Source organism: Roseomonas elaeocarpi (assembly GCF_042433915.1).
In the GTDB taxonomy this organism is placed as follows: domain Bacteria; phylum Pseudomonadota; class Alphaproteobacteria; order Acetobacterales; family Acetobacteraceae; genus Roseomonas; species Roseomonas elaeocarpi.
The window spans coordinates 122041-133742 of the sequence record NZ_JBHLUN010000012.1 but is presented as its reverse complement, the minus strand read 5'-3'; the positions used below and the strand labels follow the sequence as shown (position 1 = coordinate 133742).

Genomic DNA, 11702 nt, shown 5'->3' with positions numbered 1-11702 from the left:
GCTGTCCCGGGACCCGGCGCGGAAAAGCCGCCTGCGGGACCATCGCGCCGGCAACCGTGGTGCGGCGGGCGATCATGCGGCGGGGCGCTGTCCGCGCACGGGGGCCGGCAGCGCCGCGGTGTCGGTGGCGGGAACCGGGCGGGCCAGCTGGGCGCGCAGCTGCGCCACCTCGGCCTCCAGCCGCCGGGTGGTGCCGGCGAGTTGCCGGGCGCGGCGGCGCGGCCCCAGCGAGGCCGCCCAGGCGATCACGGCACCCAAGAGGAAGGCGAAGGCGGACACGGACAGCACCGCGACGGACAGCGGCGTTTGCCACACGAAATCGAAGGGCCAGAAGCCCACCGGCACGGGCGCGGTGTTCGACAGCGCGAACAGCACCAGCACGAGCAGCAGGGGGGCGACCAGCAGCCAGCGCCACATCAGTCATCACTCCGGGATTGCAGCGGCCCGCCATTGACCCGCTCGCGCAGCTCCTTGCCGGGCTTGAAGTAGGGAACGGCCTTGCCGGTGACGGCAACGGCCTCGCCGGTGCGGGGGTTGCGGCCGGTGCGGGCGTCGCGCTTCTTGGCGGTAAAGGCGCCGAAGCCGCGCAGCTCCACCCGGTCGCCGCGGGCCAGCGCCGCCGAGATCTCGTCGAAGATCGTAGACACGATCAGCTCCACGTCGGGCTGGCGCAGGTGGGGGTTGGCCGCGGCGAGCGAGGCGATCAGTTCCGACCGTGTCATCCCAACCTGTCTCCGCCCAACCCGATCAACGCAGCCCAGGCTGCCAAAGCGCCACGACCCCGTCAACGACGCCCATTTCCGCAAGCCCTTCGGAAACAAGGCTTTTCGCGCCCGTGACGATGCTGCGCCACCAGGGGCGGTCCCCGGTGGTGTCGATCTCGCGCGCTTCGGGGCGGGTGGGGATGTTGTACTTCTCGCGCAGCCAGGCGCGCGCCTCGCGCTCGCCGCCGATGGCGTCCACGAGGTTGAGCGCCAGCGCCTGGTGGCCGGTGTAGACGCGCCCGTCGGCCAGTTCGCGCACCCGCGCCTCGGGCATGTTGCGCCCTTCGGCCACCATGGCGACGAAGCGGCCGTAGATGTCGTCGATCACGCCCTGCAGCACCTGCCGCCCGGCCTCGCTGGTGGGGCCGAAGGGGTTGGGCTGCGCCTTGAGCGGACCGGAGGTCAGCGTGTCCGCCCGCACGCCCACGGTGTTCAGGAGGCCCTCGACGTTGAAGCTCTGCATCAAGACGCCGATCGAGCCGGTGATGGTCGAGTCGCGGGCGAAGATGCGCTCGGCCGGCATCGAGATCATGTAGGCCGCCGAGGCCGCCGTGCCGCCCATCACCGCCACCAGCGACTTGCCGGAGTCGCGGAAGCGCGTCAGCGCGGCGTGCAGCGCCTCACCCCCTGCGACGGTGCCGCCGGGGCTGTCCACCGAGAGAATCATGGCGCGGATCGCCGGGTTGCGCCCGGCGGCGTCCACGGCGCGGATCACGTCGCGGTCGTCGGTGATGGTGCCCTGCACCGTGAGGCGCACCACCGGGTTGCGCCCGACGGCCAGGACGCTCTGGCGCGTCGGCAGCGTGGCCGGCACCGCGAAGGCCGCCACCAGCGCGATGAGTGCCACGATCGCGGCGCCCCGCCACAGCCCCCGGCTGCGCTTCAGGCGGCGCCGGTCGATCAGCAGGTCGGGGTCGAGAGCCATGGATGCGTGATGGCCAAAGGCGGGCCTGCGGTCAAATCGATATCTCGGGAAGAGATGCGGGACGGGCGGCGCGGCAGTGCCGGGCCGGCCGTTTTTCCAGGTCGGGGCGGGCCCGCCACCCCCTTCAGGCAACAGCCGCCAGCCCCACGGCGGCCATCGGGCGATCCTCCGGCAGCCAGCCGCGCAGCTCGTCGCGCACCAGCGCTTCCAGGAGGTCGATCGCGCCGACGCCATCGTTGAGGCAGGGGATCGCGTCGTAGTGGGTGCCGCCTGCCTCGGTGAAGACGTGGCGGGATTCGCGGCCGATCTCGTCGATCGTCTCGATGCAGTCCGACAGGAAGCCCGGCGTGATCACCGCGACCCGGGTGATGCCGCGCCCGGGGAGGGATTCGAGCTTGCTGTCGGTGTAGGGCTCCAGCCAGCGTTCCCGGCCGAAGCGCGACTGGAACACCATCGGGAAGTCGCGCGCCGACAGGCCGAGCTCTCGGCGCAGCGCCACCATGGTCCGGTTGCACTCGGCCGGGTACGGGTCGCCGGCCTGGACGTAGCGCCGCGGCAAGCCGTGGAAGGAAGCGAGCAGCAGCTGGGGCTGCCAATCCAGCGCCGCCAGCCTGGTCCGCACGCTGTCCGCCAGGGCGCGGATGTAGAGCGGGTGGTCGGCGAAGGAGCGCAGCGTGCGCAGCGCCGGCTGCCGCCGCTGCCGCATCAGCGCGCGAAAGGCGGCGTCGTTCACGGTGGCGGTCGTGGTGGCGCTGTATTGCGGGTAGAGCGGCAGCACCAGCACGCGCTCGCAGCCCGCGGCGGTGAGGGCGTCGAGACGCTCCGCCACCGAAGGCCTGCCGTAGCGCATCGCCCAGTCCACCACCACGCCGGCGCCGAGGTCGGGCGCCAGGCGCTCCGCCAGCAGCCCGGCCTGGGCGCGGGTAAAGGTGCGCAGGGGCGACTCGTTCTCGGCGCTGCGCCAGATGCGGCGGTAGTTGGCACCGGAGCGGAACGGGCGGGTGGTCAGGATCACCCCCTGCAGCAGCGGCTGCCACAGGAGGGGATTGATCTCGATCACGCGGCGGTCGCTCAGGAACTCGCTCAGGTAGCGGCGCAGCGGCCAGTAGCCGGTGCCCTCGGGCGTGCCGAGGTTGACCAGCAGCACGCCGATCCGGCCGGCGGTGCGGTCCGCTGGACCAGCCAGCGCGGCGCCGGCGCGTTGGCCGAGCACGGGCGGCGGCGCGGGGAGGGGGCGGCGCGGCGGGCTCATCCCTGCCCCACCCCGACCGTATCCCGGGTGACGGGCGCGGCCTCGTCCCGGCGCAAGGCCTCCGCCAGCCGGGTGCCGAGCGCCGCGGCCTCCCCGATCGGGGCGGACAGGGTCGCGCGGCGCGGCTCGCCACCTTCGGGGGGCAGCACGAGGCCGGCAAGGCGCAGCAGGCCGCCCGGCAGTGGCCAGGCATGCGCCGCCACGACCGCGCCGGCATCCCCGAGGGCCCGCAGCAGCGCGCCCTCGGCGGCCCAGGCGGCGCGGCTGTCGGCACTGTCCAGCAGCCGCAGAAGGCGCCGCGTCGCCGCGTCCGCGGCTCGTGCGGTGACCGCCAGGATGCCCTGCCCGGCGGCGGGCACCACCAGCTCGGGGTCGAGCGGCAGGACCGAGCGGCCGGGATGGTCCAGCCGGCGCAGCGCCGCCACCGACAGCACCGTGGCCGTCTGGTCGCCGTTGCCCAACGCCCGCAGCCGCGCCGCGGCGTCGCCGGGCAGCGCCCGGAAGCGCAGGTCGGGGCGGAGGTGGCGCAGCTGCGCCTCGCGCAAGCGGTCGCTCAGGCCGAGGCAGGCGCCGATCGGCAGTTCCGGGATAGCGACGCGGCGAAACACCGGCGGAGTGTTCGGCGCCAGCACCAGGGCGTCGCGCGCATCCTCGCGCGGCAGCAGGGCCGCGAGGGTGAGGTCCTCGGGCAGGAGGATCCGCCCCCGCTGCGACAGGTCGCGCAGCCGGTGCACGGCGAAGTCGAGGCGCCCTTCCCGCAGGGCGGCGTGCAGCGCCCCGGTGGAGGGGGTGGAGGCGGCGTCCTCCCAGGAGGTGTCTTCCCAGGGAGCAGTACCCCGGGGGCCAACCTCCCGGGGCGCGTGCCAGTCGGTGGCGAAAGACTGTAGCACGTCGGGTGATCCCGCGAGGCGTCGGAGGCGGGCCCGGAGCTGTTCCGCCGTACCGGCGCGGCGGCAGGCGGCGGCGCGCAGCTTCGGCAGGGCGGCGGGGAGGTGGGTGGGCGCGTGCAGAACGGCGGACATGCGGGAAACACTCCGTTCCGGCAGTGGAGATGAAGGCGCCAACCCGGCCGGCGACGGGTGGCGTGTCCGGGCGGCCCGGATGACGTCGGGGCGCCCTGGACCGGGCGGGCGGTGAGCCGGGAGGACCCCGGCCCGCCGCGCGCGTGGAAGACGCATGGCCTGGGCGTCTTCGCTCTGGTTCCCGCAGCCACTGGCGCGGCTGCGGGCGGGTCAGGCCGTCGCGACCGGCGAGGGTGCGGCGGCGATGCGGCCAATGTAATGCCGCGGCCCGCGGCAGGGTCCTATCCCGCGGCCCAGGGGCGGCCTTCTCCCGTGGGCCGCGGCAGAACCCTGCGCCGCGGCCCGCGGCACGGGTTTACTCGGCTGCCTGCGGGATCACGTCGGCCGTGGTGGTGGGCGCCGAGGCCGGCGCGGTGTGGATGCGCGCGATCGCCGCTTCCACGCCCGCGGCGTAGCGCGGATCGGCCCGGCGGAAGTGTTCCAGCTGCCGGTCGATGATGAAGCGTGGCACGCCCTGCATCGCGCCGGCGATGTTGCTGAACAGCCGCTCCTGCTGCTCGGCGCCGAGGAGGCGGAACAGGTTGCCGGGCTGGGTGTAGTCGTCGTTGCCGGCGCGGTGGTCGTAGAAGGTGGCGTCGCCGTTGATGCGCAGCGGCGGCTCCTTGACTGAGGGAACCTCCACCGGGCCGCCGAAGGAGTTCGGCTCGTAGTAGGCATCGGTGCCCACGGGCGCGTCGAAGCGCATCGCGCCGTCGGCGTGGTAGGTGTTCACCTGACTCCGCGGCTTGTTCACTGGCAGCGCCTCGTAATGCGTGCCCACGCGATAGCGGTGCGCGTCGGCATAGGCGAAGAGGCGCGCCTGCAGCACCTTGTCCGGGGAATAGCCGATGCCCGGCACCACGTTGGAGGGCGAGAAGGACGCCTGCTCGACCTCGGCGAAGTAGTGGTCGGGGTTGCGGTTCAGCTCCACCACGCCGACGTCGATCAGCGGGTATTCGCTGTGCGGCCAGACCTTGGTCAGGTCGAAGGGATTGTAGGAGGTCTTCTCGGCATCGGCCTCGGGCATGATCTGCACGCACATGCGCCAGCGCGGGAAGTCGCCGCGCTCGATCGCCTCGTAGAGGTCACGCTGCGCGCTTTCGCGGTCTTCCGCGATCACGGCATTGGCTTCCTCGTTGGTCCAGGTCCGGATGCCCTGCATCGACTTGAAGTGGAACTTCACCCAGTACCGCTCACCATCGTTGTTCCAGAACGAGAAGGTGTGCGAGCCGTAGCCGTTCATCGGCCGGTAGCCCTGCGGCAGCCCGCGGTCCGAGAACAGGATCGTCACCTGGTGCAGGCTCTCGGGCGACAGCGACCAGAAATCCCACATCGCGGTGGCGGAGCGCATGTTGGTGCGCGGGTGGCGCTTCTGCGTGCGGATGAAGTCGGGGAACTTCATCGGATCGCGAATGAAGAACACCGGCGTGTTGTTGCCGACGAGGTCCCAGTTGCCCTCCTCGGTGTAGAACTTCAGCGCGAAGCCGCGCACGTCGCGCTCGGCATCCGCCGCACCGCGCTCGCCGGCCACGGTGGAGAAGCGCAAGAGCAGGTCGGTCTTCTTGCCGATCCCGTCGAACAGCTTGGCGCGCGTGTACTTCGTGATGTCGTGCGTGACGGTCAGCGTGCCGTAGGCGGCGGAGCCCTTGGCGTGCACCACGCGCTCCGGCACGCGCTCGCGGTTCTGGTGCGCCAGCTTCTCGATCAGCTGGTAGTCCTGCAGCAGGATCGGGCCGCGCGGGCCGGCGGTGATGCTGTTCTGGTTGTCGGGGATGGGGGCACCGGCGGTGCTGGTCAGCATCGGGCGGCTGTTCTGGTCGGCCACGGACTTCTCCCTCAGGCGTCGCGGTTCGTGCCACCGGGTATGACACTGCCCTCCTTATCGGTGAAATCGATCCTTCCTATCTTGTCGATAAGCACTCCCTAAGGAGCCTGGGCATGGCGAGAGCAGCAGGACGACCCGGAACCGGGCAGGAACCACCGGATGAGGGCGCGACGGCGGGCGGCGCAGCCAGCGGGGAGTCCGGCACCCGCGTCCCGGTGCCGGGCGGGCGGCCGCAGCACAGCCTGTCCGGCCTGTCGCTGCGGGACCTGGAATACGCGGTCACCGTGGCGGAGCTGCGCCATTTCGGCCGCGCGGCGGAACGCTGCGGCGTCAGCCAGCCGGCGCTGAGCGAGCAGGTCCGCAAGCTCGAAGCCCTGCTGGGCACGCCGCTGTTCGAGCGCGGCAGCCGCGGCGTCGCCCCGACGCCTGCGGGCGAGGCGCTGCTGGCCCAGGCCCGGCAGGTGATCCGCGAGGCGCGGGGCCTGCTGGAGATGGCGGGCGGGCGCGCCGGCGTGCTGGCCGGGCCGCTGCGGCTGGGCGTGATCGCGACGCTGGGGCCCTACTACGTGCCGGGCCTGCTGCGCGACGTGCGGCAGCGCTTCCCGGCGCTGCACCTGCGGCTGCAGGAAGCGCGCACGGTGGAGTTGCTGGACGCGCTGGCGGCCGGGACGCTGGACTTGGCGCTGGTGGCGCTGCCCGCGCCGGCCCCGGGGCTGGTGGGGGAGGCACTGTTCTTCGAGCCCTTCCAGCTCGCCTGCCCGGCCGACGACCCGCTGCTGGCGCGCCCGCTGCCCCGGCTGGAAGACCTGCCCGAGCAGCGGCTGCTCTTGCTGGAGGAAGGGCACTGCCTGCGGGAGCAGGCGCTGTCGCTGTGCCGCCGCCCGGCGGGGAGCGGGGCGGCGGACGGGCGCTTCGCCACCTCGCTCGAGATGCTGCGGCACATGATCGCGGCGGGCGAGGGCTATTCCCTGCTGCCGTTGCTGGCGCGGCGCGAGGGCGGGGCGCTGGACGGGCTGGTCGCCTGGCGGGACCTGGAGAGCCCGGAGGTCGGCCGCACGGTGGGGCTGGTGTGGCGCGCCACCGACCCGCGCGGGCCGCTGTTCCGGGACCTCACGGCCTTCCTGCGCGACCATAACCCCGAGGGCACGCGGCCCGTGCAGCAGGCGGGCTGAACTCGGGGCCTAAGTTTCAGCTCTGTGTCGGATTTCATAAAATTATGACATTCGCCGGCAAGGTGAACGCCTAGTTGGGGGCGCCGAATTCCCCGGTGTTCGCTGCCGGGACCGACCGGAAGGGCCGATCGATGCTACGCTTCACCCGACACCACCTGATGACGACCGCCGCCGCGGCCGCGCTGCTGAGCTTCAGCGTTCAGGCCCAGACCCCGGCCCCCGCTCAGGCCCCCGCGCAGGCCGCGGCCGGTGCCCGGCCCGCCGCCGCCTCCGTGGCGCAGCCTGCCGCCCCCGCCGCGACCGCCGACACCCTGCTGCAGCGCGCGGCCACGGGCGACCTGACGCGCACCGGCGGCGCGCGCCGCATCTCCGGCGACATGACGGAAGCGCTGCGCGCCTCGCTGACCAACGGCGCGGTGCGGAACGTCATCCTGCTGATCGGCGACGGCATGGGCGACAGCGAGATCACGCTGGCGCGCAACTACGCCGAGGGCGCCGGTGGCTTCTTTCGCGGCATCGACGCCCTGCCGATCACCGGCCAGTACACGCACTACGCGCTGGATCGCCAGACCGGCAAGCCGGACTACGTGACCGACAGCGCCGCCTCCGGCACTGCCTGGGCCACCGGCACCAAGAGCTATAACGGCGCCATCGGCGTGGACGTCCACGGCAAGCCGCAGCAGACGCTGCTGGAACTGGCCAAGGCCGCGGGCCTGGCCACCGGCAACGTGTCCACGGCCGAGCTGCAGGACGCCACCCCGGCGGTGCTGATGTCGCACGTCACCAGCCGCCGCTGCTACTCCCCGTCCTCGACCACCAAGGCTTGCCCCGAGAACGCGCTGGAGAACGGCGGCGCCGGCTCGATCACCGAGCAGATGCTCAACACCCGTCCCGACGTGACGCTGGGCGGCGGCGCCGCCAGCTTCGCCGAGCAGGCCACCGCCGGCCAGTGGAAGGGCCAGACGCTGCGCGCCCAGGCCGAGGCGCGCGGCTTCCGCATCGTGGAGAACCTCGAGGCGCTGAACGGCGTCAACGGCGCCAATCAGGGGCAGCCGCTGCTGGGCCTCTTCGCGCCGGGCAACATGGAGGTCCGCTGGACCGGGCCGAAGGCTTCGCTCCATGGCAGCCTGGAGCGTGAGCCGGTGACCTGCCAGCCCAACCCGAACCGCGTCGCCACCGCGCCCACGCTGCGGCAGATGACGGACAAGGCGATCCAGCTGCTGGGCAGCAACGAACGCGGCTTCTTCCTGCAGGTCGAGGGCGCCTCGATCGACAAGCAGGACCACGCGTCCAACCCCTGCGGCCAGATCGGCGAGACGGTGGACCTCGACGAGGCGGTGCAGGCGGCGCTGGCCTTCGCCAAGGGGCGCAACGACACGCTGGTGATCGTCACCGCCGACCACGCCCATACCAGCCAGATCATCCCGCCCGAGACCAAGGCGCCGGGGCTGAGCGAGGCGCTGCGCACCAAGGACGGCAGCGTGATGGCGGTGAGCTACGGCACCAGCGAGGGTGATTCGCAGGAGCACACCGGCACGCAGCTGCGCGTCGCGGCCTACGGCCCTCGTGCTGCCAATGTCACCGGCCTGACCGACCAGACCGACCTGTTCTTCACCATCCGCGACGCGCTGCGCCTCGTGCCGACGGTGAACTGACGGAGGCCGGCCGGAACCAGGTCAGGTCCCGCCGCCGGTTTTGCGGCCGGGCTGCTGGCCCTGGAAGAGCGGAGGGCGGCCGGAAACGGCCGCCCTTTCGCGTTCTGAGGATCGGGGTCAGTGCCCGATCGCTGCCGCCTGCGGGGCTTCGCCGGCGGCGGCCGAGGAGGTGCGCAGCGGGATGTCGCGCATGCCGGCCGCGATCACGACGCCCACCACCGTCAGCCCGGCGCAGAGCGCGAAGCTGAGGTGAAAGCCGCTGAGCAGGCCTTCGAGCACCTGCGCGCGGGCGGCGGCGTCCAGCCCGGCCAGCGGGTCGGCCGCACCGGTGCCGCCGTGCCGCAGGGCACCGAGGTCGAGGGCGCGCGTGACGCCGGCGGCGGCCACCGCGTCGCTGAAGCGCAGCGCCAGGATCGCGCCCACCACGGTGGAGCCGAAGGCCCCGCCCATGGAGCGCAGGAACAGCATGGTGCCGGTGGCCACGCCGACGTCGCGCCGCTCCGCCGCGTTCTGCACCGTCACCAGGGTGGAGGGCAGGGTGAGGCCGATGCCGCCGCCCACCAGCACCATCCCCAGCAGCAGCACCGCCCAGGGGGTCGTGGCGCCCACCATGACCAGCGCCACGAAGCCGAGTGCCGAGGTGGAAAGCCCCGCCAGCACCAGCCCGCGCGTGCGTCCGAGGCGCTTGATGATCCGCCCGGCGGTGAAGGCGCCGAACACGTTGGTGAGCAGGAAGGGGATCACCAGCAGCCCCGAGAGCGAGGCGTCGGTGCCGCGCACCAGCTGCAGGAACAGCGGCAGGAGGAAGGTGGCGCCGAACAGGCCCAGCGAGGCGAAGAAGGCGATCAGGATGCCGCGCACGAAGACGTTGGAGCGGAAGATGCGCGGCGGCAGCAGCGGGTCGGCGTCACGCCGCTCATGCCAGAAGAGGATCGCGAACATCGCCGCGGCCAGCGCCGCCAGCCCCAGGATGGTGGGGGAGGACCAGGCGTACTCGTTGCCGCCCCAGCTCAGCAGCAGCAGCGCCGCCGTGACGCCGGTGGTGAGAAGTGCGGCGCCGAGATAGTCGATGCGGGCCTGCCGCCGCTGGACCTTGAGGATGCGCAGGCCGCGGTTGCTCAGCCACATGGCGGCCAGGCCGATCGGCAGGTTGATCCAGAACACCCAGCGCCAGCTCAGGTGGTCGGTCACGAAGCCGCCCACGATCGGCCCGGCGATCGAGGCGATGCCCCACATCGAGGCCATGTAGCCCTGGTAGCGCCCGCGCTCGCGCGGGGACACCACGTCGGCGATGGCGGCCTGGGCCATGGACATCAGCCCGGCGCCGCCCAGGCCCTGCAGGGCGCGGAAGATGATCAGCTGGAACAGCGACTGCGACAGGGCGCACAGCACCGAGGAGACGATAAACAGCGCCAGCGCCGGCAGCAGCAGCGCCCGCCGGCCGTAGATGTCGGAAAGCTTGCCGTAGATCGGCGTGGCGGCGGTGGAGGTCAGCAGGTAGGCGGTGACGATCCAGGACAGGTGGCCGAAGCCGTTGAGGTCGGCCGCGATGGCCGGCACCGCCGGGATCACCACCGTCTGGTCCAGCGCCGCCAGCAGGATGCACAGCACGATGCCGCCGATCACCTGCATGATCTGCGCGTGGGTGAAGCCCGCGGGCGCCTCCGCCGCGGCGGGCGTGCCGGCGGGGGCGGGCCGCGCGGCACCGCCTGGCAGGGGGGCAGGGGGGTGGGGGCGCGCCGTGGAACTCATGGAGCCGACCATTTCCCGGATCGTGTTGGCGGGGAAGCACGATCTGGCTTACTCCCCTGGGGCACCGCCACCAGCCGTGATCGCGCAACCCTGCCAGACGTCCGTGCTGCCGGGGTTGCAGCCCGGTGCGGGCGGCGGGGCGGGTCGCGGCCGACAGTGGCCAGGAACGCTCCGGCCGCTGCCGGTCAGGAAGCATGGACCGAGGTCGGCCGGGGAAATTTGCCCCCCGCCGGCCGGCGCGCTACGCCCCGTCACATGGTGGTCACGTCCGGCAACAACAGCTCCGCGCCCGCAAGCCCTGTCCGGCTGGGGCGCGGGACGCCGCCGCGCTTCGCGCCCGCCATCCAGGCGCCCTGGTTCGCCGGGGTCATGGAGGACCGGCCGATGGGCGGGCGCTTCCGGGCCGCGCGGCGGCTGGCGCTGGTGCTGCTGTGGACCGTGCTGTCGCTGCCGGTGCAGGCGCTGATCCTGGCGCTGCCGCTCAGCCTCGCGGCGCGGGCCAGGGTGCGTTTCGCCCGGCTGTTCTGGCGCAATGTGGCGCGGCTGCTGGGGCTGCGGCTGCGGGTGATCGGCGTGCCGCCGGCGGGACCGGGCACGCTGTTCCTGGGCAATCATTCCTCCTGGCTGGACATCGTGGTGCTGGGCGGCGTGTTGGAGGCCTGCTTCGTCAGCAAGGCCGAGGTCGCCCGCTGGCCGGTGATCGGCACCGTGGCGCGGCTGGGCCGCACCGTTTTCGTCAGCCGCGAGCGCGGCCGCACCGGTGCCGAAGCCGACGAGATGCGCGCCCGTCTCACCCATGACGACAGCCTGATCCTGTTTCCGGAGGGCACCAGCAGCGACGGCGGCCGGGTGCTGCCCTTCCGCTCCTCCTTCCTGGCGGTGGCCCCGTCGGCGGCGCGGCTGCAGCCGGTGAGCGTCGGCTACGACCGGCTGGGCTGGCTGCCCACGGGGCGGCGCGACCGCCCGGTCTTCGCCTGGTTCGGCGACATGGGCATCGCGGAGCACCTTTGGGCGCTGGCGCGGCAGCCGGGGATCCAGGCGACGGTGCTGCTGCATCCGCCCGTGGCGCCGGACGCGCAGCCCAACCGCAAGCTCCTTTCGGCGGCGGTGGAGCGCACCGTGTCGGACGGCGCCGCGGCGCTGCGCCAGCACCGCGAGGACCTTCTACCGGTTCCGGCCGACGCCGCCGCCGTGGACGGACCGCGCGGATAGCCACCGCGGCCGCCCCTCGGGGCGCTGCAGGGGTGCCTCGCCGCAACCGATGACATTTCCGTCATTCCCTCCTCCAAACGAGGG

10 protein-coding genes are annotated in these 11702 nt (G+C 72.9%); 3 read left to right on the top strand and 7 right to left on the bottom strand.

Annotation, left to right across the window (positions count from 1 at the left end):
• Positions 1–72: 72 nt before the first annotated feature.
• The 6 genes from ACFFGY_RS17155 to ACFFGY_RS17130 all read right to left on the bottom strand — a co-directional run bounded on the left by ACFFGY_RS17155 (position 73) and on the right by ACFFGY_RS17130 (position 5803).
• Positions 73–417, bottom strand: coding sequence for a LapA family protein (locus ACFFGY_RS17155; protein WP_377045734.1), 345 nt, complete (start codon positions 415–417; stop codon positions 73–75).
• A complete protein-coding gene (gene ihfB, locus ACFFGY_RS17150) occupies positions 417–722 on the bottom strand; it encodes an integration host factor subunit beta (RefSeq protein WP_377045733.1) in 306 nt (101 codons plus the stop codon). Before ihfB ends, ACFFGY_RS17155 begins: the two co-directional genes overlap by 1 nt.
• A 25-nt stretch (positions 723–747) precedes the next feature.
• On the bottom strand, positions 748–1689 hold the full coding sequence (gene sppA / locus ACFFGY_RS17145; RefSeq protein WP_377045732.1) for a signal peptide peptidase SppA: 942 nt from the start codon (positions 1687–1689) through the stop codon (positions 748–750).
• Positions 1690–1813: 124 nt separating this feature from the next.
• Complete coding sequence (gene hemH / locus ACFFGY_RS17140) at positions 1814–2941, bottom strand: ferrochelatase (protein WP_377045731.1); 1128 nt, start codon at positions 2939–2941, stop codon at positions 1814–1816.
• A complete protein-coding gene (locus ACFFGY_RS17135) occupies positions 2938–3963 on the bottom strand; it encodes a hydroxymethylbilane synthase (RefSeq protein ID WP_377045730.1) in 1026 nt (341 codons plus the stop codon). The genes hemH and ACFFGY_RS17135 overlap by 4 nt, the downstream gene beginning before the upstream one ends.
• 355 nt (positions 3964–4318) lie before the next feature.
• Positions 4319–5803 carry a catalase gene (locus tag ACFFGY_RS17130; RefSeq protein WP_377045819.1) on the bottom strand — a complete coding sequence of 495 codons (1485 nt, stop codon included), beginning with the start codon at positions 5801–5803 and terminating at the stop codon, positions 4319–4321.
• Between the two features lie 137 nt (positions 5804–5940).
• On the opposite strand from ACFFGY_RS17130, the gene ACFFGY_RS17125 reads away from it, so the two are divergent.
• Positions 5941–6999, top strand: a complete 1059-nt coding sequence (locus ACFFGY_RS17125; RefSeq protein WP_377045729.1) for a LysR substrate-binding domain-containing protein — start codon at positions 5941–5943, stop codon at positions 6997–6999.
• A 131-nt stretch (positions 7000–7130) separates the two neighbouring features.
• Entirely contained in the window at positions 7131–8654 is a 1524-nt protein-coding gene (gene phoA / locus ACFFGY_RS17120) for an alkaline phosphatase (RefSeq protein WP_377045728.1), read from the top strand.
• A gap of 117 nt (positions 8655–8771) precedes the next feature.
• On the opposite strand, the gene ACFFGY_RS17115 is transcribed toward phoA, so the two are convergent.
• Positions 8772–10406 (bottom strand): MDR family MFS transporter, encoded by a 1635-nt coding sequence (locus ACFFGY_RS17115; protein WP_377045727.1) that lies wholly within the window; start codon positions 10404–10406, stop codon positions 8772–8774.
• 255 nt (positions 10407–10661) lie between these two features.
• Here ACFFGY_RS17115 and ACFFGY_RS17110 point away from each other — a divergent pair, with 255 nt between their 5' ends.
• Positions 10662–11618 (top strand): lysophospholipid acyltransferase family protein, encoded by a 957-nt coding sequence (locus ACFFGY_RS17110; protein WP_377045726.1) that lies wholly within the window; start codon positions 10662–10664, stop codon positions 11616–11618.
• The last annotated feature ends 84 nt before the right edge of the window (positions 11619–11702 follow it).

Coding starts and splice junctions, on each gene's coding strand:
- phoA (WP_377045728.1), top strand. CDS start 7,131: ATGCTACGCTTCACCCGACACCACCTGATGACGACCGCCGCCGCGGCC.
- ACFFGY_RS17110 (WP_377045726.1), top strand. CDS start 10,662: ATGGTGGTCACGTCCGGCAACAACAGCTCCGCGCCCGCAAGCCCTGTC.
- ihfB (WP_377045733.1), bottom strand. CDS start 722: ATGACACGGTCGGAACTGATCGCCTCGCTCGCCGCGGCCAACCCCCAC.
- ACFFGY_RS17155 (WP_377045734.1), bottom strand. CDS start 417: ATGTGGCGCTGGCTGCTGGTCGCCCCCCTGCTGCTCGTGCTGGTGCTG.
- ACFFGY_RS17130 (WP_377045819.1), bottom strand. CDS start 5,803: ATGCTGACCAGCACCGCCGGTGCCCCCATCCCCGACAACCAGAACAGC.
- hemH (WP_377045731.1), bottom strand. CDS start 2,941: ATGAGCCCGCCGCGCCGCCCCCTCCCCGCGCCGCCGCCCGTGCTCGGC.
- ACFFGY_RS17125 (WP_377045729.1), top strand. CDS start 5,941: ATGGCGAGAGCAGCAGGACGACCCGGAACCGGGCAGGAACCACCGGAT.
- ACFFGY_RS17135 (WP_377045730.1), bottom strand. CDS start 3,963: ATGTCCGCCGTTCTGCACGCGCCCACCCACCTCCCCGCCGCCCTGCCG.
- sppA (WP_377045732.1), bottom strand. CDS start 1,689: ATGGCTCTCGACCCCGACCTGCTGATCGACCGGCGCCGCCTGAAGCGC.
- ACFFGY_RS17115 (WP_377045727.1), bottom strand. CDS start 10,406: ATGAGTTCCACGGCGCGCCCCCACCCCCCTGCCCCCCTGCCAGGCGGT.